Origin of the sequence: Corynebacterium yonathiae (assembly GCF_027570195.1) — a bacterium.
Classification (GTDB): Bacteria; Actinomycetota; Actinomycetes; order Mycobacteriales; family Mycobacteriaceae; genus Corynebacterium; species Corynebacterium yonathiae.
Window position 1 is genome coordinate 1 of sequence record NZ_JAKMUZ010000013.1, and the last position, 25,729, is coordinate 25,729.

Here is a 25,729-nt window from a genome sequence, read left to right on the forward strand (position 1 = left end):
GGCTGGGCCTTGATATCTACATGCCCACGGTCTAATAGGTACTTGTCGCTGCACTGTGCATTGCCGGTTTGCGGTTTTTCGGTGCCTGGTTGCGGCGCTGAAGACGGAGCATCTTGCTCGCCGGGAGTAGTTTCCGGTTCGTCAGTGGAAGTAGAAAATTTCCCATTGACTTCATAATTTTCGCCGAAAGCAAAGGACTCGGTGATTACGCTGCTGGCATGTCCGGCCTTCAGAGTGGAATGGGGGAAGAGGTTAACCTTGGCAAAATAGCCTTTGAAGTACTCGCCCTCATCAAAGGCGACCTCGCCGTGGCCATTAGTAATAGGGGTTTCCAGATCCACGGTGGGGTATTTCGCCCCTTTGGTGTCATAGAGCCCGCCGGTGAGTAGGCCGTTGAAGTTTTTATCCTCACTATCCACCACGATCTTGGTGCCGCCATCGCCCTGCTTGCGCATGCGGATGGTGTAGCCCAACTCCTTTAGCTCGGTTTCCTGGGTGGGGGCAAGCTGGCGTGGTTGGGAGGTTTCCTGCCACGTATCAGCGGCGGCAGAAGAATCGGTGTGGCTGGATTTACCGGGTTGGAAGTCAAGGGGTTGGGATATCCAGCGTGGGGCATCGCCCTCTGGGGTAAATACAGCCTGCACCTGGGAAGGGTCGGGGCCCATGTATTCGTCCCACTGAGCATGCCCATCCTTGACGGGAAGGTCGGTGAGGAAGTAGCCGTCGATAAGCAGCGTGAGGGTGCCTTGCGCCTTGTTCTTGGCATCGAAGGAAATGGTGGTGAGCTTGTCATCACCGTCTTTTTCGGGATTGGACTTGGGCGCCATGCGCAGGCTGTAGCCTGCAGCAGCGGCGTTACCGGCTGCGGACTGCGCGAAGCGTTCCTTGAGGCTTGGCGTCTTTTCTTCTTTGGGTTTCTGCCCACCTACTTGGATGGTGGTGGTCTGTGGCTCATTGGCTATGAGCTGGCCGTCCTTTCCGCGCGCACTGGTGCGGTAGGTGAGGCGGTATCGCCCGGGCTTGGTAAACAGCGTGGAGTTGTGCGTATGCGTGCCGGCAACAAGGTAAGCAGAGTGCGGCGAATCCGGGAAGGAACCGAGCATGCGGTGCAGCTGGGTGCCGGCCTCATCATCTTTATTGGTAAAAAGCTCTACCTCGCCGGGGCCATCGACGCTGAGCAAGTCGAGGAACGCTACGCCGTCACGGAATTTGTCCGTGGGCAAGGAGGTATCTGCGCCAAAGCCCAGCCAAATGGGTGAAGTATTTCCGGAGACCTGGTGCGGCGCTGTGTAGTAGGTCGTACCAGGTGCCCCAATGTAGTCTTGGGTCCCGTTTGCCGGAAGCGTATAGAGATACTGGTTGCTGTTATCTGTGGCGCTGTAGCCCTTGCCCACCCAGGCAACGGTGTCTGCGATCGGGGGCTCTTGACCGCCAAACTCGGACTTCAGTACAAAATCGTTGTTCTCCCAGAAAGACTTGGGGGAGTCGACGTGGGTATTAGTAGCGATGTGCTTGCCATCATCAGGGCCCGCGACAGCCGTGGCGGGAGTGATTAGCGCCAATGTGCTCAGCGTGGCAAGGAAACGTGTGCGAGGGGAAACCACAGTTGGGGAGGCCTTTCTACAGTTCTCATAATTTCACCAGAAACTATAGAAAATGATTCCCATAACCTGTTAGCTGTAATGAAAACCGGTTTCACTGACCTGTGGTTTTATAGTAAAACCTGTTTCCAGTTACCCCATTTTGTGTGTAGGGATGGACGTGCCAACGGTCGCGCGCCGGGCAGAGTCCACGGCCACTTTGGGCTGGTGCGGATTGGAATCGGCGGCTCCACTACGATGGTTGGCATGACTGAAGTACGCGTTAGATTCTGTCCATCCCCAACCGGCACACCGCACGTAGGCATGGTGCGCACCGCACTTTTCAACTGGGCCTACGCCCGTCATACCGGTGGCAAGCTGGTATTTCGCATCGAGGATACTGATGCCGCCCGTGACTCTGAAGAGTCCTACCAGGCCATTATTGATTCCCTGACCTGGCTTGGGCTGGGCTGGGATGAAGGCATTAATGTCGGTGGCCCGCACGAGCCTTACCGTCAGTCCCAGCGCATGGACATCTACAAGGAGGTCCTGGACAAGCTCATTGAAGGTGGCTTTGTCTACCCGGCATATTCCACTGCCCAAGAGGTAGAAGAGCGCCACAAGGCGGCTGGCCGTGACCCGAAGTTGGGCTATGACAACTTTGATCGTGACCTCACCCAGGAACAGATTGATGCCTTTGAGGCCGAAGGGCGCAAGCCGGTGTGGCGCCTACGCATGCCGGATCAGGACTGGACCTGGACTGACTTGGTCCGCGGGGAAATGACCTTCAAGTCTGAAACCCAGCCGGATTATGTGGTTGCTCGTTCCAACGGTGCGCCGCTCTACACCTTGGTTAACCCGGTTGATGATGCCCTAATGCGCATCACCCACGTGCTGCGCGGTGAAGATCTGTTGTCTTCTACTCCGCGACAGCTCGCGCTTTACGACGCCCTGCAGAAGATCGGCATCGCCGAGTTCACCCCAGAGTTTGGACACCTACCGTTCGTGATGGGCGAGGGCAATAAGAAGCTTTCTAAGCGCGATCCGCAGTCCAACCTGTTTAATCACCGTGATAATGGCATTATCCCGGAGGGTATGCTCAACTACCTGTCCCTGCTGGGCTGGTCGCTGTCTGCTGACCAGGATATTTTCAGCATGGAGGATTTGGTAAAGAATTTTGATGTCCATGATGTGCTGGGCAACCCTGCACGTTTTGATCAGAAGAAGCTCGAGGCCATCAATGCCGACCATATCCGCCAGCTGGATCCGGAAGAGTTTGCCTTCCGTCTGCGCAACTACCTGACCGAATACACCGATTTCCCGGCCGACTATGACGGCGAGAAATTTGCCTTCGCAGCAGATCTGGTACAGACACGTATCAAGACGCTTTCCGATGCCTATGGCCTCATGAGCTTCTTGGTTACCCCAGATGCGGACCTGAAACTCGATGAGAAGGCGGCGAAGAAGAACCTCAAGGAGGAAGCTGTCCAGCCCCTCGAGGTGGGTATCGAGACCCTCGAAGGCGTTGCCGAGTGGAAGACCGAGAATATCGAGGCAGCACTTTCCAAGGCGCTTATTGAAGACCTTGAGCTGAAGCCTCGCAAGGCTTATGGCGCGCTGCGTGTAGCTATTTCTGGTGCCCAGGTTTCCCCACCGCTCTTCGAGTCCATGGAGCTGCTGGGCAAGGACTCCACCCTTGCTCGCCTGCGTGCCGCACGCGAGGTGACTCCCTATGTGCCTGCGGCGCAGTAGGGGTCGCTTTGGTATAGCGGGTTAAATCGCAATCCCCACAATGCGGCGGATGACGGCTGAACTACAGCACTGTCATTCGTCGCATTTTCGATTCCGGCTAAGCGAGCTGAAAATGTGGCATGTGCTGGCGATTTGGCAGTTTACGCGAATATCATTATAGTTATTACACGTTGCAGCGAGCAAGGAAGAACGGCTGAAAGGCAGTTAGTTTCTATAGCGAGTTAGCAAATGGCCTATGGTGTAATTGGCAACACAGCGGTTTCTGGTACCGCCATTCTAGGTTCGAGTCCTGGTAGGCCAGCAGTGAAAATGCTTTAATAGCAGACTCACTAGTTCTATGCCCCGTTCGTCTAGCGGCCTAGGACGCCGGCCTCTCACGCCGGTAACACGGGTTCAAATCCCGTACGGGGTACAACGACCTCCAGTCAATAGACTGGAGGATTTTTCATATTTGGGGCGGTGTACTTGCTTTCGTGCTGTAGGGGTGCGGTCAGGAAGGCGTGTTCAACTGGTTATAACCTACCCCAGACCATTAGCATCTTTCGCACAGGTAGCAGGCCACCGTCGGTGAGACCAGGGTTGAGACCACTGCGAAATGTTTGCTACCCCTTTTCGTCCAGTACGTACAGGCATAGACTGCAAGTACATCAGAAAACAGACAGAAAGGAGAGCGGGTGGCAGAAATCGAAACGCACCACAGTGAAGGCGCACAGCCCGAAGCATAGCTAGGTAGTAACGCTATAATCCACAACTTCCTTCCCACCAACAATTGTACGAAGTATAGGAGCCTGCAGCATATGCACTTCGACGCAAAGCGCCATCCCGAGTCCTACTAGCACAGCATTCTCGGCCACGGACTATCCACAGATTGCACGCGGAATAACCACTGATTCGATCCGCACCTCGGCCACGAAGAATCCTCACTGCAGTACCGGACTCGGGAATCTTTTGCGTTTCCTGCTAGCCGCCCTCAAAACCAATCCTGACCACACGATTTGTGCTGATTTAACCCATCATTTACTCTTAACAGGTCCGCAACGCACAGGGTGCGATTGCTGCGAACGAGCCCCGTTCGTCTAGCGGCCTAGGACGCCGGCCTCTCACGCCGGTAACACGGGTTCAAATCCCGTACGGGGTACCAATGACAAGCTGCGAGCCTAATGGCTCGCAGCTTTTAGTTTTCCTTGCATAGGAAGTCTGAGCGTTTCGGCGGTATGTTGTAGAGCCTGCTCTGTGTCAACAGGCGAGGAATCCCAGCATATAGCGACCCACTCTGTGGCTGTGCCGTGGTTCAGACTGCCCTCGGGCGCCTGTATTCATCCATTCTCGTGCAATTCTCACCGCGCACTCTAACAATGGAACGGGCGGCGTTTGAGCTCTGTGCAGTGAGCTCTGAGCGCTCGCTGTCGACCTAGACCCACCCGTAAGAAAGAAGCCCAACGGGCCGTGAAACGGCTCGCTGGGCTGTGTAGAGGGGGCGTCGCCAAGCGCGCTGGCTATGCCATTACCTTCGTCTTCTTAATCGCCTTCTGTAGGCGTTTGTGATAGGAATCCATGGCGCGGCGTATGAGGAGTCCGACGAGCAATGCTGGGATGGTAAACAACAGCAGCATGCCCAGCTCGCGCCAAATATCGCCGTGATAAATACCTGCAATGGCGCTGCGGAAGGCATCGATGGCATAAGTAGCTGGCAGCCACGGGCTGACGTTTTGGAACCATTCGGGCAGCAATGGCAGCGGGTAGGCGCCGCCGGAGCCCGACACTTGTATCACAAGCAGTAATACCGCCAAGGCCTTGCCAGCACTATCGAGTGTGATGACCAGTGAGTAAATAATCAACATGAACACCAGCGAAACCACCCATGCTGCGAACATGAGCATGAACGGGTGTGCAGGCTCGATTTGGACGAAGAAGATGAGGCTGAGAACCACCAAGGTGGCTTGGGCCAGACCGACCAACGCGAGTGTGGCAAAACGCCCGAAGAACGCCTGGCCGCGGGTGAATTCGCTCTCGTCGTACTTGCCGTTCTCGTCTTTGCGCAAGTACTTGCGCTCGGCATTGGTATGAACCAGCACGCACGCCAAGAGGGCGCCTACCCACAGTGACAAGGTGAGGTAGAACGGCGTCATACCCACGCCAAAAGCAGCGACAGGGTAGATCGGCTCGCGGTCGACAGCCACGGGAGCGGCAATTCGGGAGGCAAGCAGTTCCGGGTCGGAGCCGACAATATCGGCGAGCTTGCTCAAATCGCCGCCGTTGCGGATCTCGTCAATCTTGCGCCCCATATCCGCAAAGCGGCCGCTTTGCTCCCGCAGGGTGCCGGCAAGGCTAGCAGTAGTATCGCGGGCGCGTGCCAGGCTTTGTTGTGGTGACTCGTTATCTTGAGAAACCGAGTCGCGAATACCAGCTATGTCCTGCTTAACAGCATCAATATCGTCGGCCACTACAGAGACGCTTTGGTTGAGCTGATCCAGCTGGGGCTTGAGGTTCTCGTTATAGGAAGTGCGCGCCTTCTCTGCTGCGTGCTTCGCATTGGCGATGGCATCCTTGGTGCGCTGGCGCGATTCTTGCGAGGTGCCACGGCCCTGCTCAATATCATCGGCGGTCGAAACCAACGAATCATGTAGCGCGTTGCTCTGGGCGATAGAGGCATCAATCTGGCCCATCAACGCCTTATAGCCGCCAGCGACTGGAGCCGGCAGCGCCGCTTTATCGCCTTGCTCCTTGATGGAAGCGCGTACGCCCTCAAAGGCGCTCGTTTGCTCATTCACACGTTCAGCTGCGCTGCGGTAGGTCTGCGCCGTTTGTGCGGTGGCGTTACTTGCGTTATTGAGCAGCTCATCAACTTGGGCCGAGAGTGCATCGTAGCTTTGCGTTGTAGCTGCTAAGGAAGCATCCAGCGAACCAGCCGAATCATTGAGGGTAGAGCGCAGGATGTCAATGGGGTTTTCGCCTTGGGCATTGTCCGTCTCCGTAGCCTGGCGGCCGGCCTCGGCGAGGATATTATCCGCTGCCTGCGTAAGCGGGAGGGTGGAATCGACCAGATTGCTTAGGGCACCTACAGTGCCTGAAGCCGCATCGAGGCGAGTGCTGACGTTATTAATGCGGTTGTGAAGGTTATTGAGCGCCGTCTGGGTGTCGTCTTCGTTGAGGTATTTATCCAAATCGGATACGACGCCGAGACCAACATTGGACACCACGCGGGTGAAGGACTCGTCGATTTTTTGAATGACGCCGTCCGCACTCTTTTGTGTGATGTTGGTAGACAGCGCGTTCTTCTTCTCATTGGTATAGAGGTTGAGCTTGCTGGGCTCGGTTCCCTCTACATAGAACGTCAGCAGGTCCGCACTGAAGTCCTTGGGTAGGACGATGCCGGCATAGTAATCCCCAGATTTTGTTCCCTCGACCGCATCGGCGCTATCTGTAATGACCCAGTCAATGTCGTGATTGCGGCTGAGCTGCGAGAGCACTTCATCGCCCAAATTGAGCTTCAGGGAGGCGAGGTCGCTTTCGTGTCCCTCATCTTCACTGGCCACAGCAATCTTGAGCTGGTTGGTATTGGCAAAAGGATCCCAGCTGGCCAGCACGTTGAAGGAGGTAAAAAGCAATGGAATGATAGCAAGACCGAAGATAATGACTGCGGTCATGACATTGGTGCGAATGGCGTGGAGGTCATCGCGGAGAATGGTCAGAATGTTTTTCATGACTTACTCGCCGCCCTTTCCGGAGTCATCGCCTTCAACGGCGGGTATTTCTTTAGTCTCGGTGGTATCAGCAGGTGCGGATTCCTCGTCCAAATCTTCCAGGAGGTAGCGGTTTGGATGTTCCTGCTGGTGCTCGAGGTGCTCCTGGATTTCCTCGTCGCTAAGATCCGCCAGGCGGTTATCATGTGCGATGCTCTGCTTGACGTACTCGAGGGAACAGATAACACCCACCGCGATGAGCGTAACCAGGCAGGCTAGGCCGAAGATGATGGCCTTTTCTCCAGGGTTAATGCGTGAGTAGATACCCAAAGCGACAACCAGCGCTAGGCCCACCGCCACGGTGAATTTCATCAACTGAGAGTAGTTCCTGCGCGCCATGCTCCACTTATCCTCGAGGCTTTGTTTATAAGCCTCGCGGTCGTTCAAGGCATAGAGGAGATCGGTGAAACGGTAACGGCTTCCTACAAGGTGGACCTGTTCATTGATAACCAACCCACCCTTGCGCAACTCGTCGTTGACCAACATATTGACGTTGGACAATCCGCGGCGCATCACTGTACCGATGAAGTAAGCAATTGCAGCCATGCCGAAGAGCGCGCACAGGTCACGTGCGTAATGGTTGCCGTAGAATCCTCCGACGGTTTCACGCATGGCGTCGATGCCGTAGGTAAAGGGCAAGAACGGGTGTACCGCACGGAAGAAGTCTGGCGTCATCTCAATCGGGTAGAGGCCGGAAGCGCCAGGAATCTGGATGAAGGCGAAGACCACCGCGATGCCTCGGCCCACGTGGCCAAACGTAGAGACCAAGCTATAGGTAATGCTCAGGTAACACAGGCCGACGATGACTGCGGTACCGACATAAGCTATTGCATTGGCATGCTCTACTCCAATGGCAAGGTTGCCAATGGACACGATGAGCGCTTGGGCGATGGCAAAGAAAGAGAGCAAAAGGAAGCGGGCAAAGTACGCCTTGGTGATGGTGAGGTTCTTGCGGCCCTGCGGGTCTACCTCAGCGCGGAAGATGATGAGCAGCATGAAAGCGCCGATCCACAACGTGAGGTTGATAAATAGCGAGGACATGCCCGAGCCGTAGTGCTTCACAGGGAAGACAGCGTGGCTTTCCATCTCCGCAGGAGAGGCAAGGAAGGAAGAAACCTCATCGGTATCAAGGCCCTTGACCGACTGCAGGATGGAGTTGTTATTGGCGGTATTGCTCAACGCCAATACATCGTTGCGGGAGGCGCGGAGGCCCTCTTCAATGCCGTCTAGGTCTACGGAGAAGCGTTCCACTACCTGTTGGGCTTGGCTTAGCTGCTCGTCGACGCCGCCCAAAAGCCCATCGGTTTGGCCCACCAGGGCCTTTTGGCTTTCGAGGGACGCGGAAAGCTTGCCGGTGGTAGCGGTGACGTCGGAAAGCGCGGCATTGAGCTTGGGCAAGCCTTCGGCCACATTGTCGCGCAGTGCGTAGGAATCATCGCGCGTTTGCGCCGCCATCTTATCCAACATGCCCGTGGTCTTATTGAGCGAATCAATGGTGTCGTTGGTATCGCCGTTGAGGGCGTCCAGGTCGTCGAGGACGGCGCGGTTCTGGTCATTGCGCTCACGGAGATCTCCCACCTGATCTTTAATCTGCTGGGAAACCTGTGGGGGCAGTGCCGGCGACGACGCTAGCTTATCGAGCTGGTCAATAGCCCGATCAGCCTCGCCAGTGATTCGCGCCGCGCCAGCAGAGGCAGCACTAACCCGGTTGAGTGCGCCGCGCAACTTGCCCGACACTGAGCCGACTGTTGCGTTGGCTGAAGCGGTACCGTCTGCCATCGCAGTAGTGCCTTCTATGTATGCGGCGGTGGCGTCATCAGAGAAAGAAGTTACCTCCCGCTGGACCTCAGCGGTAATTGAATTAACTTCGCCCAAAGCGGTCTGCGCATCATCGACGGTCTTTTGCACCGTTCCCAGTGATTCGCGGGCCTGCGCGATAGTTGGACGTGCGTCTTCGATGGTGGAGTGGACATCAGCCAGCTGACTGCGGGAGTTAGCTACAGTATCAGCGGTTTCCGAAAAGGAATCCGCGGTCTTTCCCGCGGTGCTGGTAATCTTCTGGCTTAAATCGCCCCCGGAGTTTTTAAGCTCCGTTGCCACTGAATCCGCTACCTGCTCATTGAAGGTAGAGCTAATAGTGGTATCGAGAGTTGAAGCGCCAGTATCAGTAATCTTCGGCGCGATTGCATTGAGCTTTTCATTGACGTGGTACTCCAGCGTGGGCTGAGAATACGTACCTTTAAACAGGCTCACGAAATCGGCGGAGAAATCCTCGGGCACAATCACCGAAGCAAAGACGTCGCCCTTCTTAACAGCGTCCTCGGCTTCTTGCCTGTCCATGAATTGCCAGCCAAGCTTGTCATTGTCATGCAGCTTGTCAATCATTTGCCCGCCGACGTCTAAGTGGCCGGTCATCTCCGAGGAAGCGCCCTTGTCCTCATTTACTACGGCGACCTTGAGGTGCTCTGTGTTTCCGTAGGGGTCCCAGAAACCGGAGATGTTTACCCAGGAATACAGGGCTGGGGTGATCATCAAACCAATAAGGATCACCCAGACCTGCGGGGTCCGCCACAAGCGGACGAAATCTTGGAGAAAAATCTTCCAACTAGTAATCACTCGAAGAACCGTAGCACCCAACCGGAAAGAACTAATAGTCTGACTGTCAGTTTTAACAGAAATGAGAGAGTGTGTCCTGTCGAGCTCGCAGATATGTTTCTGGTGTGAATTTCGGGGAGTTCTTAAACGGAAGGGTAGACATAGAAAAGGCCGCCGTGGCCCTCTAAGTCAAGGGCCAGGGCGGCGCGGCAAGGGGCTAAGCCCCGACGGTCGATTAGTGCTCGTCGTAGTGATCGCCGTGTGCGGCGTGGCGGTGGCCGTCGTGCAGGTAGTCCACATGGTCGCCGTGCGGGATTGCTACGTGGCCACAGCCCTCACCGTGAGTGTGGTCGGTGTGTGCCTCGGCTTCCACGTGCTCGGTGGTCTCGCACTCGTCCCAGTGGCCATCGTGCTCGCGGTGGATGTGGCCCTCGTGGAGGTAGTCGGTGTGGTCACCGTGTGGGAAGGATACGTGGCCGCAATCGGTGCCGTGGGTGTGAGTGTGGTTCTCGTGAGTGGTGTGGGTCATGATGACTGATCCTTTCTGGTGGGGAATGGCTCCCTTTGTTTTCAATGTATTTTCATTAAACCGCATTTTCACTTTAGTTTCAATAGCTAGTGGCGAGTTTCCTCAAATTTTTATAGGAATAAGAAACGGCAATGCCCGTCTCTGTCGGCATTGGGCAGGGACGGGCATGGTGTGGTCGGGGGAGGGGCTCAAAGCTGGCTGCTTAATTCGCGAGCGGCTGCAGTGAGGGTATTGGCATACTTCTGGGCGGGTGAGGGGCGGAAGCGCTCGACAGATCCGGAGATGGACAAAACTGCCAAGAAAGCTCCAGTTCCATCAAAAACCGGCGCAGAAATAGAGGCTAGGCCAGCCTCGCGCTCTTCAATAGATTCTGAGTATCCTTGTTCCCTTGCTGCCTCAATGTCCCCTTGAGTAAAAGATGCGTTTTCGATATTGACATCTACATAGGCGGCAATGATGCGCGCAGCGGAGCCAGAGCTTAGTGGCAATTGGCGGCCGACGGGGACAACGTTGTGAAGGCCAGAATCGGGCTCCCTGGTGGCAATGCAGGTACGGGTATTTCCGGTGACCTCGTAGAGCTGGATGGATTCTCCGGTCTGCTCGCGCAGCTTCTCCATAATTGGCGCTGCCGCCTCAAGGAGGTGGTCACGGTTGCCGGGGAGGGCTGGGCCAGCCTTCCACTTTCCATCGGGGGTGCGAACGAGGATGCGGTGTGCTTCCAGTGCGGTGGCTAACCGGTGTGCCGTTGCCCGAGGTAGACCCGTGGTTTCACATAGTTCATTGAGGGTGGAGGGGCGGTTGGTGGCAGCCATCATGATGGCCATTGCTCGATCCAACACCTTGATTCCGGAAACTGCGCTATACTCTCCCATACAATGAAATCTACGTCCCAAAATATGAGATTTCAAGTGTGGAGAGATGTTTATGAACCAGAAGCTGACATTGGCAGAAAAAGTCTGGCGCGATCACGTCGTCCAACACGGCGAGGCTGGGGCCCCGGACCTTATCTTTATTGACTTTCAGCTACTACATGAAGTTACCAGCCCGCAGGCCTTTGATGGCTTGCGGCTGGCCGGCCGCAAGCTTCGCCACCCTGAACTGCACCTGGCCACCGAGGACCATAACGTACCCACGCAAGGCATCAAGTCCGGAAACCTCTTGGAAATCAAGGATGAGGTTTCTCGCACCCAGGTATCGACCCTGCGAAAGAACTGCGAAGAATTTGGTGTGCGCTTGCACTCCATGGGAGATGCACAGCAAGGAATTGTCCATACAGTTGGCCCACAATTGGGAATCACGCAGCCAGGTATGACCATTGTGTGCGGCGATTCGCATACCTCCACCCACGGTGCCTTTGGTTCCATCGCAATGGGCATTGGTACCTCTGAGGTGGAACACGTCATGGCCACGCAGACGCTTTCCTTGAAGCCTTTTAAAACGATGGCGATTGAGGTTACGGGTGAACTGCAAGAGGGGGTGTCTGCCAAAGACCTCATCTTGGCTATTATCGCCAAAATCGGTACCGGCGGCGGGCAAGGCCACATCATTGAGTACCGTGGTGAAGCAATCCGCAAGATGTCCATGGAAGCGCGCATGACCATCTGCAATATGTCTATTGAGGCGGGAGCCCGGGCCGGCATGGTCGCCCCAGATGAGACCACCTTTGAATATGTGAAAGGGCGAGAGTTCGCTCCTACCGGGGCGGACTGGGATGCTGCGGTTGACTATTGGAAGACGCTTCCCACCGACGAGGGGGCGGAATTCGATACCGTCGTTGAGATTGATGGTTCCGCTTTGACCCCATTCGTTACGTGGGGAACCAATCCTGGACAAGGTCTGCCATTAGGTGAGAGTGTTCCGGATCCAGAAGACTGCGGTGACGATAATGAAAAAGCCAACGTAGAAAAGGCCCTACAATATATGGACCTGCAGCCGGGAACTCCTCTGCGCGATATCAAAATAGATACCGTTTTTGTCGGCTCATGCACCAATGCTCGCATTGAAGATTTGCGCGCCGCAGCCGGCGTAGTCAAGGGCCGCACCATCGCTGAAGGTACGCGGATGCTGGTGGTGCCGTCTTCAGCGGCTGTCAAGGCCCAAGCAGAGCAAGAAGGATTAGACGAAATCTTCCGGCAGTTTGGCGCTGAATGGCGTACCGCTGGCTGCTCGATGTGCTTAGGAATGAATCCAGACCAGCTAGCGCCGGGGGAGCGCTCGGCTTCCACCTCCAACCGCAATTTTGAAGGCCGACAAGGCCCAGGTGGGCGCACACACCTAGTGTCGCCCCAGGTGGCTGCCGCTACAGCCGTGACCGGATACCTGTCTAGTCCTGCTGACTTGAATTAAGCGCTAAGAAAGGCATTGACAATGGAGAAATTTATTACGCATACCGGAACTGGCGTACCGCTGCGCGTTACTAATGTGGATACTGATCAAATCATTCCGGCGCGCTACCTGAAGTCGGTTAAGCGTACAGGCTTTTCTGAAGGGTTGTTTTCTAATTGGCGCTCCGATGACAGCTTCGTGCTCAACCAAGCACCATTTGAGCATGGGTCGGTGCTCTTTGCGGGCAGTGATTTTGGTACCGGCTCCTCCCGAGAGCATGCAGTCTGGGCGTTGAGTGAATACGGGTTCCGTGCCGTGTTTTCGTCCCGCTTTGCAGATATCTTCCGCGGTAACGCAGGAAAGTCCGGCCTTCTTACCGGCTTGATGGAACAAGAAGACATCGAGCTTATCTGGAAGCAGCTGGAGGCAGGAGAAACTCAGGTTACTGTGGACCTGGAGGCGCGAACAGTCACGGTGGGAGAAAATATATACCGCTTTGACATCGATGACTACACCCGTTGGCGGTTGATGGAAGGCCTCGATGATATTGGTATCACCCTCCGTAACGAGGGCGAAATTGCCTACTATGAAGAGCTACGTCCTAGCTTCAAGCCTTCTGTTCCTGCTATAGAGGAGAAGCTCTGATTGAAGTTAGACCGGTATGAGAACCCCTTCAGGCCTTCGCAGTGTGCGAGCTGTAGGGGTGCCGTGCGTTCACAATGAACCCTATAGGTTCGCCTCGGGGTGGCGTTGGGGGTGCAACTCGGTAACGTATACGTAACAATTGCCTGCTCCAGTTTCCTGTAGCTAAGTATGCCCTTAGCTTTAAATCTATGAGCAATCCCTATTCGAATAATGATTCCTTTAATCCAGGAAACAATGGTCCAGGTACTCTCGGACCTGCCAGTGAATCTGCGCCGTACGGAAACGGCGCGAACGGCCAACCAGGCCACGGGCAGCAGTACGGTCAGCAACAATTCGGGCAACCCGGATACGCCGGAAGCGCATACCAAGGAGAAGACTCCCTATTTGGTCATGACGTAGACGCCATTCAGGTCATCGCGGATAGCTTCCGCTACTTCGGTCGCAATTGGGCGCAGTGGATTTTCGGTCCGCTGGTGCAGATGGTAGTTGTCCTCATCCTCTATTTGCTGATGATCTCCGTCCTAGCAGGCAGCGGTACATCCATTGACGCCCTAGCCAATAGTGGCTCAGGTTCCGACGCGCTTACCGGTGGCCTCATTGCAGTAATGTTCTTAGCCTTTATCGCTATGTTCCTCGTGCTTATTTGGGCAGTTAGCACCTGGTACAAGGCTGCTAATAAACAGGTTGATACCGGGATGCTGGAGATAAAGGACTTTCTGAGCATTAAAAATGTCGCCGGTCTCATGGCGGTGTATGTGCTTTCGACCCTGGTTATTTCCCTGGGCTTCATTCTGCTGATTATTCCGGGACTTTTCGCCGCCTTCTTCTTTACCTGGATGCCGGCTGTTAAGGCCGTACGCCCTGAACTATCCGTTGGCGAGACCTTTGGGGCTTCCATCGAGGTAGCGAAGAAGAATGTCGGAGTGACCATCTTGGTAGCCGTCCTGATTGCCGTCCTGTACGCAGTGTTGAGCTTTACCCTAGTTGGCATGCTTATATTCCCAGCACTGAACACCCTCATTTTGGTCCTCTTCGTCCGTCGCACGCTCGGCTTGCGCGGTTAGAAAACTCGCAGCCGCACGATAGTCACGCAAATAGGGCCCTGCCGGTCCACCGAGTACGGTGGCGGGCAGGGCCATAATTGTTGGTCGGGGAGGAACTAGGAATCTAACGCACCGGCAGTGGGCTAGCCAGGCAATCGGCGCCGGTAAGCTCACCATTGTTGAAGGACAAAACCCACACAGAAGACTTCTTGAACTTCAGCTTGTCCACCGGTTTTTTAAGGAACTTTGGGGCGAGGTCCTCGATGATGCCGGGAATGGTATTGCCCTGGCTCACGATGACGGGAACCCCACCTTCGTTTACCACGTGGCGGAAGGCTTTCTTGGCCGCTTCTGGGTCGTTCTCCCAGGCCTCGTCGCCAAAGTTTTTGTTGATGGAGATGTCCATGCCCAGTTCGTCGGCAAGCGGGGCGGCTGTCTGCTGGCAACGTTGTGGCAGTGCAGAGTAAATGGAGGTGGGCTGGTAGGCGCTGAGCATCGGCACCAGCATTTCTGCTTGGCGGCGTCCCTTTTTATCGAGTGGCCGCAGGTTATCATCGCCTTCCCAGCTGCCGCTCTCATGCGCATGGGCGTGGCGGACATAGAGAACGCGTGTGGCTGGCGCGATGCGCAGACGCTTGGCAGCCTTGGCGACCACAGCGGTATCGACGTCATAAGATAGGAGCTCCTGCGCTTCGTCGATAGGCAGCCAGCGCAACTCATCGGTCTCACTATTGGCGGAATAGGTGCCGCCTAGGTATTTAGCCACCCAGTAGTAGACGACCTTGGTGCGCCCCTGGACCGGGTAGGTTACCTTGCCAATGAGCTTGCCTAGCCGGACGCTAAAGCCGGTTTCTTCCAGGATTTCCCGTGCTGCTGTGGTGGGAAGTGACTCGCCAGGATCAACCTTGCCCTTGGGCAGGGACCAATCGTCGTAATGGGGGCGGTGGATAAGCGCGATTTCTGGTTCCTGCGGAGTACCACGCCAGATCACGGCGCCGGCAGCAAGGGTAGTGCGGTGGAATTCCTTGGCAGGGTCTACCGGGATTTCCTGATGGCGGCCGGAGATAAATTCCTCGTGCTGCTGGTCCTTGTCGGTTTCGTGCATCTTTTTAATATTGGGCATCGTCTGCCTCCACGGGCCTTTCCACAGTAATCGGGTTTATGAGTACAACGTCTAAGGGCCCATTGTCCCACGGGTTAGGCGCTTTGCGCATCCTTGCCCCACGGTGAACGGGCATGCTTTAAGGTTGGGGTTATAGATTCGCACATTTGGAGGAAACACCATGGTTAACGTTGCCGTGATGGGCGCTGGTTCTTGGGGCACTACCTTGGCTAAGGTCTTTGCGGACGCCGGAAATGACGTTCGCCTCTGGGCCCGCCGCGCAGAGTTGGCGCAGGCTATCAACGAGACCCATACGAACCCAGATTACTTGCCAGATACCCGCCTGCCAGCCGCAGTGCGTGCCACCTATGATGATGCAGAAGCATTGGCGCTTGCCGACGTCGTAGTGTTCGGCGTTCCCTCCCAAACCTTGCGCGGCAACGTGGAGAAGTGGGCGCCGTACCTGCCTGAAGAAGCGACCCTGGTCTCCATCTCCAAAGGTGTGGAAACCGCCACGCTCAAGCGCATGAGTGAAGTCATTATGGACGCTGCGGGGGTGCCAGCAGATCGCGTCGCGGTGCTATCTGGCCCGAACCTGGCAAAAGAAGTTGCTGCTGGCCAAGTGGCCGCCACTGTAATTGCTTGCCCAGATGAAAAGCGCGCCCAGCGCGTGCAGGAAGCGGTGGCCGCCCCGTACCTGCGCCCATATACCAATACTGATGTTATTGGTGCAGAAATCGGTGGTGCCTGCAAAAACGTCATCGCCTTGGCCTGTGGCATCGCCTCCGGCAAGGGGCTGGGCAATAACACCATGGCCACTATCATTACCCGCGGTTTGGCAGAGATTACTCGCCTCGGCGTGGAGTTGGGGGCGGATCCATTTACCTTCTCCGGCTTGGCCGGTTTGGGTGACTTGGTAGCAACATGTACCTCGACATTGTCGCGCAACCGTACTTTTGGCTATCGCTTGGGCCAAGGCGGCACCATTGAAGAGGCCAAGGCCGCCACCAACGGGCAGGTTGCGGAGGGCGTCTACTCCTGTGATTCCATCTACCGCCTAGCTCAGCAGGCAGGCGTAGAGATGCCGATTACTCACGCGGTTTATGGTGTCTGCTACGAGGGCATGGCGGTGGAAGATATGATCATCGCTCTGATGGGTCGGTCCAAGAAGTCGGAGTAGGTCAAGGGTAAAATCTGCGGGCATGACTGAAAAGACCCGCGTGGCCGTTGTCTACGGCGGCCGTAGCACCGAGCACTCCGTATCCTGCGTCTCTGCAGGTGCGATCATGAATCACCTCGATCCTGAAAAATTCGAGGTGGTGCCTATCGGCATCACCCGCGAGGGCACGTGGACGCCCGGCACCACTGAGGGACTAGAAATTGTCAATGGTGTCATGCCAGAAGTCAGGCGAGGGGCGGAACTAACGCTTTCCCTGGATCCTAATGCCAAGGGCCAATTCCACAACGTCACCGATGGCACCCTCTTCGCCGAGGTCGATGTGGTATTTCCCATTCTGCACGGACCCTATGGCGAGGACGGCACCGTCCAAGGTCTATTCGAGCTTTCCAGCCTGCCTTATGTAGGACCGGGTGTATTGGCCTCCTCGGTGGGAATGGATAAGGAATTTACCAAGAAGGTGCTGGCAGCGGCAGGCCTGCCGGTGGCGCCCGAGGTAATCCTCAAAGGACGCACCGAGCTTAATGAGGACGAAAAGCAGCGCCTAGGCCTGCCCGTGTTTGTAAAGCCCGCCCGGGGCGGATCGTCTATCGGCGTATCCAAGGTCAATAGCTGGGAGGAATTCCCCGCCGCCGTTGACCTTGCTCTAGAAGACGACGAGAAAATCCTGGTGGAGCCGGAAATCTTAGGCCAAGAGGTAGAAATCGGCGTATTGCACTACGCCGATGGAACCTTGCTGGCCTCTGTTCCGGCCCTGCTGGCCGGCATTGATGATTCCGACGAGGGCTTCTATGGCTTCGACACCAAGTACCTTGACAATGTGGTCACCGCCGAAATCCCCGCGCCCTTCTCACCCGAGCTGACTGAAAAGCTGCGCGATATGGCTATCCGCGCATTCGAGGCCCTCAACTGTGAAGGCCTATCGCGGGTGGATTTCTTCGTTACCGAGGATTCCGTCTATATCAACGAGATCAATACCCTGCCGGGATTTACCCCGATCTCGATGTATCCCCAGGTGCTCGCCGCTTCGGGCGTGGAATACCCTGCGCTGCTGGAGGCCCTCATTGAGCAGGCCCTAGTCAAGTAGGGGCGAGTACTTTCTACTTTTCAGCGGTGTGCTTGGCGAGCACATCGCCAATCTCCACCAGTGCCGCTTGCGCGGCATCCTGTGGAGCGTGCAGCGCCAGGTAGTCCTCGCGGCCGAGGGCAAACCAGGTGCCTGCGGTCGTGCCGTGGGCCAAGGTGGTGTCCTCGAACCAGGGAATATCATTGACCTGCTGTAGCTTCACTCCGGCACGGTAATTCTCCGGCTTGGCCACGCCGCATCGCGCCACGATATCTTCACGGCCAACAGCGCTCCACACATAGGTATTCTTTTCCTCTACCTCGCGGCGGCGGTAGCCCTCTGCCACGGATTCAGACAGTGCCTTTTCCACTTCGGCGCACATCTGGTCATTTCCCGTCTTAAGTTCTTTGAGCGGGGCCTTGTGCGGAGTGGCAGGCTTCTCCTCGAGAGCCGAGAGAGCCTCGTTAAGCTCATCTGGTGTGGCGTCGGTGGAGGCAGTTACAGCCGCGATGGGGAAGCGCTGTGCTGCATACCAGGTAGTCAGGTCGGAGCCTGGAGTGGCATCGCGCACCTGATACCACTTTTCGCCCTCCACGTCCTGGGTCTGGGAATACTCGGTGTACTGGAACGGCATATTTACGCCACAGCGTACGGTGATTTTATCCTCAGAGGTAGCGGCCCAGGCTGCGACGCCGGGAGGCACAGGCTCGGCAATCTCAGCACGCGGCTTATCCATGACCTTGTTCGGAAGGGCATCGATAAAGCTATGGCAGGCCGGTGAATCTGCTTCCTTGGACTCCACAGGGGAGACCGCCACGGGTGCTTTGGCAATATTATTGAATACGTACTTTGCGCCGAAGAGGACCGCCAGAACCATCACTATGGACAACCCAAGTGAAATGAAGATCGCGGTGCGGTTAAATTGGGATGTCATAAGGGCTCATAGTATCGAAAGGAAGCTGGTGAACTTAACTCAGACTCTCGCAGATGTGGGAGAACGTGCAGCGATCCGGGAAATTACCTCCGTGGCCTCGAGCGGTCTCAACGGGGACGATGCTGCAGTACTTCCCAGCGCGCCGCCGAATTCCCGCACCGTGGCGGCCACCGATTTGATGGTGGAGGGGCGTCATTTCCTGCGCGAGTGGTCTACCCCGCGCGAGATTGGCAAGAAGGCCATCTTGCGCAACTTTGCCGATGTCGAAGCCATGGGTGCGCGCCCCGTTGCTGCTCTTTTAGCTATCGCCGCGCCAGGCGATACCCCAGTGCCCTTCGTGCGCGGCATCGCCGAGGGCATTGCGGAGCATAGCTCCTTCTATAATGCCGAGTTGGTGGGAGGCGACCTCACGAAGTCCGATCTCTTGGTCATTAATATTACGGCCGTCGGTTTCCTTGGTGGCAGCCTTCCTGCCCTGACCTTGGACGGCGCACGTGCAGGTCAGCAGGTGGTAGCGCACGGAAAGATTGGCCACTCCGCCGCCGGATTAGCCCTGCTTCAGCGCTTTGGCCGGCAACTCCCCGCGGGATACGAACACCTGCGGCCACTTATTGAGGCCCACTGTGCCCCTTGGCTAAATCCGGGCCGTGGCGTGATCGCCCGTGCGGCAGGAGTTACTGCCATGACCGATAACTCAGACGGCTTAATTCAAGACTGCACGACGATGGCCGAGCACTCAGGCGTGCACATGGATTTGGACCCACGGGCCTTGCAGCCGGAGGATTTGCTGTGCCAAGCCGCAGAGTTGCTGGATAGTGACCCGTGGGAATGGATTCTCAGTGGCGGTGAAGATCACACCTTCATTGGTACGACCGCGAAGGAAGCTCCGTCCGGATTCAGAGAGATTGGCAACGTAACCCGCGGTTGTGGGGTTACGCTGGGAGGCAAGACACCGAGTTATCAGAAAGGCTGGCTGAGCTTTTAACCATGCACCCCACCTACCACACGTCCTGGGAGCCGGTGCTGGCGCCGGTAATAGAAGAGCAATGGCCACAGATTTCTCACGCCCTTAAGGGCCAGGATTATTTACCTCCGGCAGAGGATGTTTGCCGCGCTCTACAAATGCCACTGGATGAGGTCCGCGTGCTCATCGTGGGCCAAGACCCTTATCCCACCCCTGGGCACGCCATGGGCATGGCGTTTTCTACGCGCCCAGGTGTAAAACCACCGCGTTCCTTGGTCAATATTTACCGCGAGCTTCACGATGACCTAGGCTTCGCAGGCCGCGAGGATGGTGATTTGAGTGCCTGGGCGGATCAAGGAGTTTTATTGCTGAATCGGGTGTTGACTGTAGCCCCAGGTCAGGCGGGCTCGCACCGCAGTATTGGATGGGAGGAAATCACCGAAGCTGCCATTCGCGCGCTCAACCGTAGCCCCATGGTGGCGATTTTATGGGGCCGCGATGCGCAGGCGTGTGAGCGCTTTCTTCCCGACGTCCCGTGCATCAAGTCCCCGCATCCCTCACCACTTTCTGCCAGCCGCGGGTTCTTTGGCTCTAAGCCCTTTTCCCGGGCGAACGCCCTTTTGCGGGACCAAGGCGCACAGGAAATAGACTGGCGCTTGTAAACTATTGCGCATGTCATATCCCAGCACGCTGGATTCCCGCGGATTGCGCAATTGGGCTACCCGCGCCGTGGGGGAGCTAGCCCATCGCCGCGATGAGATCAACGCGCTCAACGTCTTTCCGGTACCGGATTCTGATACGGGTTCAAATATGGCGCACACCATGGAAGCAGCGGTTGCAGAGCTCGACAATGGTGGCGATGTTGCCGATGCCTTGGCTCTCGGGGCGGTGCGTGGCGCGCGCGGAAATTCAGGAATGGTGTTGTCTCAGGTTCTGCGTGGCGTAGCTGAGTCCACGGTGGAATCGGTCATCGACGGCTCTGTCTTTGCTCGCTCACTCCAGCAGGCCGTGGAATTGGTGGATCGGGCCATTGCCGAGCCGGTGGAAGGCACGGTTATCACGGTTCTACAGGCAGCCGCGGAGGCAGCCGACGACGCTGCGGCGCAGTCCAGCGCTACCTTACATAGTATCGTCAGTGCCGCAATTGCTGCCGCACGAACTGCACTTGAACGCACCCCGTCGCAATTGCCAGCCTTGCGCGAGGCAGGAGTGGTAGATGCTGGCGGGGCCGGCCTCGTTATTCTTTTGGAGTCCCTTCTGGCAGAAATTGAGGGCTCCACAGGGCGCACAGGCGTACTTGAACCGGAGACGGACACTGAACTAGAAGTAGTCTTCTTCTTTGAAGGAGACATCGACGCGTTGCAGACAGCAATTGCCCCGTTGGGAGATAGCTTAGTGATTGCACGCGCCACCGAAAACAGCGCAAACGTGCACATCCACTCTTTCCAAGCTGGTGCGGTCATTGAAACTGCCTTTGCTAAGGGCAAGGCGACCAACCTGCACATCGAGGCGCTGCCGGCTCACGTCGACCCTGCTGCCGAAAATTCGGTTGCTCGCCGGGTTTTCGCTGCTGCGCCGGCTGGTCCTATCACTGACCTCTTGGAATCTGCGGGTGTTACGGTGGTGCCGCCGGATGCTCCTTTAGCAGTAGAAGAAGACGATATCGTCTTATCCACCGGACTAAGTATGGAGACCGACGCTGGGCGGGTAGTGCCCGCGCAGTCGCTAGCAGCGGCGCTAGCTGCAATCTCTGTTTATGAACCGGATAACCCAGATACCGTTGCGGTCGTCGCTGCCATGCGCGATGCGGCTAAGTCCATGCGGGTAGCCTATCCCAGCCAAGAAACTCTTCCGTCAATCATCGCCACCTGTCGCGACCTTTTGGCAGAAGGTGGAGAGCAAGCCACCATCTTGAGTGCCCTCGACATAGATGAGGAGGACTTAGCTCAACAGCTCCGTGTAGATGTAGTGGCTTTGAAAGTACCGGATATCGCAACTGAAATCGGAGTGGAATAGCAATGCTCGGCTGGCAGGACAACCGCCCATTGACGGATGTGCTTGCGGCAAAAGATGCTGCGAAGATTACCAAAGCGCTGGGGTATGAAACCTGCGGCGAGCTTCTAGCCCATTATCCGCGGGACTATATCCGTCACAATAAGGACGTCGGCCTGGGGGACGCCGCGGAAGGCGATATCGTCACCGTTACCGGAACTATTACCGGTTTCAACCGACACGACACGGGCAAGACCACTATCATCAACGTGCAGCTTGACGGCAGCATTATTGCGACATTTTTCAACGCTAATTACGTGATGCGGATGCTGCACCGCGGCCAGCGCGTAATGATGAGTGGCAAGCTCAAATTCTTCCGCAACCAGCCGCAGCTACAACAGCCAGACTTCGTAGAGATCGATGCTTTTGGCCGCCCCGATGGCGAATTGGATGACTACCGGCAGCAAACGGCAGATTCACACAAGAAGCATCGGCCGAAGGCCACCGGCTCATTGCGGAACCTGTCGCAGTTCGGCAGGCTCGACCAGCTCCTTTTGGAGCGGGAATGGATCCCGGTGTACCCAGCAACCTCCAAGGTGACCTCGTGGTACATCATGGGCGCCATTCACTACGTCTTATCTAAGACCCCGCCGATTGAAGAACCGCTGGACTATCAGATGATAATCAGCCTGGATAATGCGGTACGAGAAATCCACGAGCCCGGGGAGGCTGGCCCTTACCGGGCGATTCAGAGGCTGAAGTACAACGAGGCATTGTCCATCGGCTTGGTGATGGCATTGCGCCAGCGTGATGCTGAAGCGCGGACGGCTTCGACCATGCCTGCTACTTTGGGCGGCTACCGGGAGGAGTGGCTGGGCCATGTGCCCTTCGACCTCACCCAAGGACAGCGGCGCGTTATCAGTGAGATAGAAGATGACCTAGCGCGCCCGTTGCCGATGATGCGCTTGCTGCAGGGTGAGGTCGGTTCTGGTAAGACGATGGTCGCTACCTGTGCCATGTTGCAGGCTGTCGACGCCGGCGCCCAGGCAGCACTGCTGGCGCCTACTGAGGTTCTGGCCTCGCAACACGCTGCTTCCATTGGAACCTCGGTTCCAGGAGGAGTCAAGGTGGTACTGCTTACTGGTTCTATGCGCACAACGGAGAAACGGCAGGCTTTATTGGACATCGTCTCTGGTGACGCGGATATCGTCATTGGAACCCATGCGATCATCCAAGACTCTGTGGAGTTCTTCAACCTCGGTCTAGTGGTAGTAGATGAGCAGCACCGATTTGGCGTAGAGCAGCGCGATAGCCTGCGGCTAAAAGCCCGCGAAGGTTTAAGCCCCCACGTGTTGGTAATGACGGCGACACCGATTCCGCGCACTATCGCGATGACCGTATTTGGCGATCTTGCCGTATCGACCCTGACCGAACTGCCCGGTGGCCGCAAACCTATTCAGTCAGCGGTGGTAGCCGAATGGCGTCCTACCTGGGTACTGCGTGCCCTTGAGCGGATTCGCGAAGAGGTTGCCCAAGGCCATCAAGCCTATATTGTCTGCCCACGCATTGAAGGCGAAGGTGGAGTGTTAGAGCTTGCAGAGCAACTGGAAAGCGGTCCCTTTAAAGGACTGCGGGTAGCCATCTTGCACGGAAAGATGCCCGATAAGGACGAGGTAATGACATCATTTGCTAGGGGAGAGATTGATATTTTGGTCTCTACCACGGTCATTGAGGTGGGCGTGGATGTCCCTAATGCCACGGTGATGCTTATTCGTGAATCCGAATATTTCGGCGTCTCCCAGCTGCATCAGTTGCGTGGGCGTGTAGGACGAGGAGGCAATGCCTCTATCTGCCTTTTCCATACCGCGGCAGCTGATAATACTCCGTCCTTCCGCCGCATCAATCAGATTTCGCAAACCTCGTCGGGCTTTGAACTTGCCGAGCTCGACTTGCGCCAGCGCCAAGAGGGAGACATTTTGGGCACGACGCAGTCCGGCACGCATCGGACCCTGCGGCTATTGAATCTAGCTGATGATCAAGACATTGTTGAGCGCACCCATACGGATGCGCGTGCCATGGTGATGCGCAACCCCGAGCTCGCGGAGGAACTCACGCGCAATTTGAGCGAAAGCGAACAGGAATACTTGGAGAAGAACTAAGACGGGTTAACCTAGAGGCATGAAAATCTACGCCCCCTTTGCGGGCATCGTCCGCTGCCATGTGAATGTGGGAGACACTGTTGCTACCGGGGTCCCGCTCGCGACTGTCGAAGCCACGAAGCTCGAAGCTCCCGTGGAAAGCCCGGGACCTGGGAAAGTGCACCGCATTGTGGTGCCTGATTTCAGTGATGTGGTAGGTGGAGACCTCTTGATGGAGACTGGAGAAGCATAAATGACGCGCATTATTGCTGGCGAAGCCCGTGGCCGCACCATCAAGGTGCCGGCAGAAGGAACCCGACCTACCGCAGACCGAGCCCGAGAAGGGCTTTTTTCCTCGCTTAATGCACGGTGGGGTTTTGCAGGATCTGCCGTCCTCGACCTTTTTGCCGGTTCCGGTGCTCTTGGCCTCGAGGCAGCTAGCCGCGGGGCAGATGAAGCAGTGCTGGTGGAGTCTTCGGCGGATGCAGTGAAGATCATCCGGCACAACATGGGCGTCGTCAAACACCCTGGCGTGCGCGTCCAAGAGATGAAGGTAGGAACTTACCTAGCTAGCGCCCCGCGCCAGCATTTCGATCTGGTGCTGGCGGACCCGCCCTATGCTTTTGATGAGGTCGAAGATCTCATTGCTGCAATTGAACCGGTGCTTACTGATCGCGCAATGGTGGTCATCGAGCGCCACGTTGATTCCGCGGAGACAAAGTGGCCGGCTGGTTTCGAGCCCACCGGTCAGAAGCTTAAGAAGCGCACCTTTGGCATCGCCCGCATGGATATGGCAGTTTATACCCGCCCCGGCAGCGAGGAAGCCGAAGACTAAACCCCTGCACAAAAGAGAGTGAAATTAGCATGACTAAGGCTGTCTGCCCAGGATCCTTCGACCCCGTTACTCTAGGTCACGTCGATATCATCAACCGCGCTAACCAGATGTTTGATGAGGTTACTGTGTTGGTAACCGGAAACCCCGATAAACCCTCCGGGCTGTTTAGCGTGGACGAGCGAATGGAGTTAATCCGCCAAAGCGTGGATTCCTCCATCAAGGTGGATTTTTGTTCTGGGCTTTTGGTGGACTACACCACCGAGCATGGGGCAGACGTCTTGGTCAAGGGACTGCGCAGCTCTCTTGACTATGAATATGAGCTGCCCATGGCGCAGATGAATCGGCGCCTGTCCGGCATCGATACCGTCTTCCTGCTTACGGATGAAAAATACGGATATATCAGCTCCTCGTTGTGCAAGCAGGTAGCGAAGTTCGGCGGCGACGTGACTGGGATGTTCCCCGAGCCCGTAGGTCGTGCGGTAAAGGAGAAATACCGTTCGTGAGCCTCGCACTGGTTATATTCCTAGTAGTAGTCGTTGGCTCGACTCTCCAACGGGTCTCGGGAATGGGGCTTGGTCTTATTGGTGGCCCCATACTGATGCTGATCATGGGGCCAGTGGAAGGCATCTTAGTCATCAACGTTCTGGCCTGCGTTAACGCGATCCTGACTACCTATTCCGTGCGCGAGAATGTGAGCTGGAAGAAGTTCGGCCTCATAGCTCCAGTCATGGTGATCGGTTCTCTGGCCGCAGCCCTGCTTATCAGGCGTATGGATACCGCCGGACTCATGGTCGTGGTGGGTGCTGCGCTTTTAGCCGCACTGACAGTGGTGACCTTTGGAAAGAAGTTCGTCCCGCCCATGGAGGGCAAAGGCCCAGCCATCTCCGCGGGCATTCTAGGTGGTTTTACCAATACCTTGGCCGGTGTGGCGGGTCCCGTCATCACCGTTTACGCACAAGCGGCTAAGTGGCCTCAGCATGTGTACGCCGCTACTTTGCAGCCCATATTTATTGTCGGCGGCTTCTTTTCGGTGATGACCAAGACGCTTACGGGGGCGGCGCACTTTGAAGGCTTGCCCTGGGTGATGTGGCCCGCCGGAGTGGTGGGCATGTTCGTCGGCATCTGGGCCGGCACCCGGATTTCCCAGCATGTTCCACGGGAAAAGGCCCGCATGCTCTCGCTCAGCGTTGCTGGCTTGGGGGCGGCCAGCGCATTGATCCGCGGCCTAGTGACTCTTTCTTAACCTGATATAACAGGCGCTAAAGCCCGCCGCGTGCTGAAGCACGCCGGATTTTTCTCATAGGAAAAG

21 protein-coding genes and 3 tRNA genes are annotated in these 25,729 nt (G+C 56.4%); 17 read left to right on the plus strand and 7 right to left on the minus strand.

The genetic code is table 11. From position 1 onward, the window contains the following. Nucleotides 1-1,562: choice-of-anchor M domain-containing protein (locus L8V22_RS07585; protein WP_269966440.1), on the minus strand; the 1,562-nt coding region annotated here is incomplete at its 3' end. Between the two features lie 276 nt (nt 1,563-1,838). Between L8V22_RS07585 and gltX the strand changes: the two genes are divergently transcribed. The 4 genes from gltX (at nt 1,839) to L8V22_RS07605 (ending at nt 4,473) form a co-directional block, all read left to right on the plus strand. Beyond that, the gene (gene gltX / locus L8V22_RS07590; protein ID WP_238802069.1) at nt 1,839-3,332 is read left to right on the plus strand and encodes a glutamate--tRNA ligase; all 1,494 of its coding nucleotides are present in this window, start codon (nt 1,839-1,841) and stop codon (nt 3,330-3,332) included. Nucleotides 3,333-3,561: 229 nt separating this feature from the next. Then, nucleotides 3,562-3,633 (plus strand) — tRNA-Gln (locus tag L8V22_RS07595). Nucleotides 3,634-3,671: 38 nt separating this feature from the next. After that, nucleotides 3,672-3,744: transfer RNA gene (locus L8V22_RS07600), tRNA-Glu, on the plus strand. A gap of 653 nt (nt 3,745-4,397) precedes the next feature. Continuing rightward, nucleotides 4,398-4,473: transfer RNA gene (locus L8V22_RS07605), tRNA-Glu, on the plus strand. A 355-nt stretch (nt 4,474-4,828) separates the two neighbouring features. Here L8V22_RS07605 and L8V22_RS07610 read toward each other — a convergent pair. The 4 genes from L8V22_RS07610 to L8V22_RS07625 form a co-directional block, all read right to left on the minus strand. Then, the gene (locus L8V22_RS07610; RefSeq protein ID WP_238802042.1) at nt 4,829-7,036 is read right to left on the minus strand and encodes a YhgE/Pip domain-containing protein; all 2,208 of its coding nucleotides are present in this window, start codon (nt 7,034-7,036) and stop codon (nt 4,829-4,831) included. A gap of 3 nt (nt 7,037-7,039) precedes the next feature. Beyond that, complete coding sequence (locus L8V22_RS07615) at nt 7,040-9,691, minus strand: YhgE/Pip domain-containing protein (RefSeq protein ID WP_238802043.1); 2,652 nt, start codon at nt 9,689-9,691, stop codon at nt 7,040-7,042. Between the two features lie 214 nt (nt 9,692-9,905). Then, nucleotides 9,906-10,199 (minus strand): hypothetical protein, encoded by a 294-nt coding sequence (locus tag L8V22_RS07620; protein WP_023021683.1) that lies wholly within the window; start codon nt 10,197-10,199, stop codon nt 9,906-9,908. A 188-nt stretch (nt 10,200-10,387) separates the two neighbouring features. After that, nucleotides 10,388-11,071, minus strand: coding sequence for an IclR family transcriptional regulator (locus L8V22_RS07625; RefSeq protein ID WP_238802044.1), 684 nt, complete (start codon nt 11,069-11,071; stop codon nt 10,388-10,390). 52 nt (nt 11,072-11,123) lie between these two features. Here L8V22_RS07625 and leuC point away from each other — a divergent pair, with 52 nt between their 5' ends. The 3 genes from leuC (at nt 11,124) to L8V22_RS07640 (ending at nt 14,233) form a co-directional block, all read left to right on the plus strand. After that, nucleotides 11,124-12,545, plus strand: coding sequence for a 3-isopropylmalate dehydratase large subunit (leuC, locus tag L8V22_RS07630; protein WP_238802045.1), 1,422 nt, complete (start codon nt 11,124-11,126; stop codon nt 12,543-12,545). Between the two features lie 21 nt (nt 12,546-12,566). Then, entirely contained in the window at nt 12,567-13,169 is a 603-nt protein-coding gene (leuD, locus tag L8V22_RS07635; RefSeq protein WP_238802046.1) for a 3-isopropylmalate dehydratase small subunit, read from the plus strand. 188 nt (nt 13,170-13,357) lie between these two features. Then, nucleotides 13,358-14,233, plus strand: a complete 876-nt coding sequence (locus L8V22_RS07640) for a hypothetical protein (RefSeq protein WP_238802047.1) — start codon at nt 13,358-13,360, stop codon at nt 14,231-14,233. A 103-nt stretch (nt 14,234-14,336) separates the two neighbouring features. Here L8V22_RS07640 and L8V22_RS07645 read toward each other — a convergent pair whose 3' ends face one another. Then, a complete protein-coding gene (locus tag L8V22_RS07645) occupies nt 14,337-15,335 on the minus strand; it encodes an NUDIX hydrolase (RefSeq protein WP_238802048.1) in 999 nt (332 codons plus the stop codon). A gap of 160 nt (nt 15,336-15,495) precedes the next feature. Here L8V22_RS07645 and L8V22_RS07650 point away from each other — a divergent pair, with 160 nt between their 5' ends. Together L8V22_RS07650 and L8V22_RS07655 are read left to right on the plus strand one after the other, a co-directional pair. Then, entirely contained in the window at nt 15,496-16,494 is a 999-nt protein-coding gene (locus L8V22_RS07650; protein ID WP_238802049.1) for an NAD(P)H-dependent glycerol-3-phosphate dehydrogenase, read from the plus strand. Between the two features lie 22 nt (nt 16,495-16,516). Further along, entirely contained in the window at nt 16,517-17,578 is a 1,062-nt protein-coding gene (locus L8V22_RS07655) for a D-alanine--D-alanine ligase family protein (protein ID WP_238802050.1), read from the plus strand. Between the two features lie 13 nt (nt 17,579-17,591). On the opposite strand, the gene L8V22_RS07660 is transcribed toward L8V22_RS07655, so the two are convergent. Beyond that, a complete protein-coding gene (locus L8V22_RS07660; RefSeq protein ID WP_238802051.1) occupies nt 17,592-18,491 on the minus strand; it encodes a DUF3515 domain-containing protein in 900 nt (299 codons plus the stop codon). Here L8V22_RS07660 and L8V22_RS07665 point away from each other — a divergent pair. The 8 genes from L8V22_RS07665 to L8V22_RS07700 are packed head-to-tail and all read left to right on the plus strand — an operon-like array spanning nt 18,439 to nt 25,663. Then, nucleotides 18,439-19,476, plus strand: a complete 1,038-nt coding sequence (locus L8V22_RS07665; RefSeq protein WP_238802052.1) for a thiamine-phosphate kinase — start codon at nt 18,439-18,441, stop codon at nt 19,474-19,476. The genes L8V22_RS07660 and L8V22_RS07665 overlap by 53 nt on opposite strands. Before the next feature lie 2 nt (nt 19,477-19,478). Next, a complete protein-coding gene (locus L8V22_RS07670; RefSeq protein ID WP_238802053.1) occupies nt 19,479-20,117 on the plus strand; it encodes a uracil-DNA glycosylase in 639 nt (212 codons plus the stop codon). Between the two features lie 10 nt (nt 20,118-20,127). Beyond that, nucleotides 20,128-21,471, plus strand: coding sequence for a DAK2 domain-containing protein (locus L8V22_RS07675; protein ID WP_238802054.1), 1,344 nt, complete (start codon nt 20,128-20,130; stop codon nt 21,469-21,471). A gap of 2 nt (nt 21,472-21,473) precedes the next feature. Then, entirely contained in the window at nt 21,474-23,606 is a 2,133-nt protein-coding gene (locus L8V22_RS07680; protein ID WP_238802055.1) for an ATP-dependent DNA helicase RecG, read from the plus strand. A 19-nt stretch (nt 23,607-23,625) separates the two neighbouring features. Further along, nucleotides 23,626-23,838, plus strand: coding sequence for a biotin/lipoyl-containing protein (locus tag L8V22_RS07685; protein WP_238802056.1), 213 nt, complete (start codon nt 23,626-23,628; stop codon nt 23,836-23,838). Further along, on the plus strand, nt 23,839-24,420 hold the full coding sequence (gene rsmD / locus L8V22_RS07690) for a 16S rRNA (guanine(966)-N(2))-methyltransferase RsmD (RefSeq protein WP_238802057.1): 582 nt from the start codon (nt 23,839-23,841) through the stop codon (nt 24,418-24,420). 29 nt (nt 24,421-24,449) lie between these two features. Next, nucleotides 24,450-24,923 carry a pantetheine-phosphate adenylyltransferase gene (gene coaD / locus L8V22_RS07695; RefSeq protein ID WP_238802058.1) on the plus strand — a complete coding sequence of 158 codons (474 nt, stop codon included), beginning with the start codon at nt 24,450-24,452 and terminating at the stop codon, nt 24,921-24,923. Further along, nucleotides 24,920-25,663: a sulfite exporter TauE/SafE family protein gene (locus tag L8V22_RS07700; protein WP_238802059.1), complete on the plus strand. Its 744-nt coding sequence runs from the start codon at nt 24,920-24,922 to the stop codon at nt 25,661-25,663. The genes coaD and L8V22_RS07700 overlap by 4 nt, the downstream gene beginning before the upstream one ends. Nucleotides 25,664-25,729: the final 66 nt, after the last annotated feature.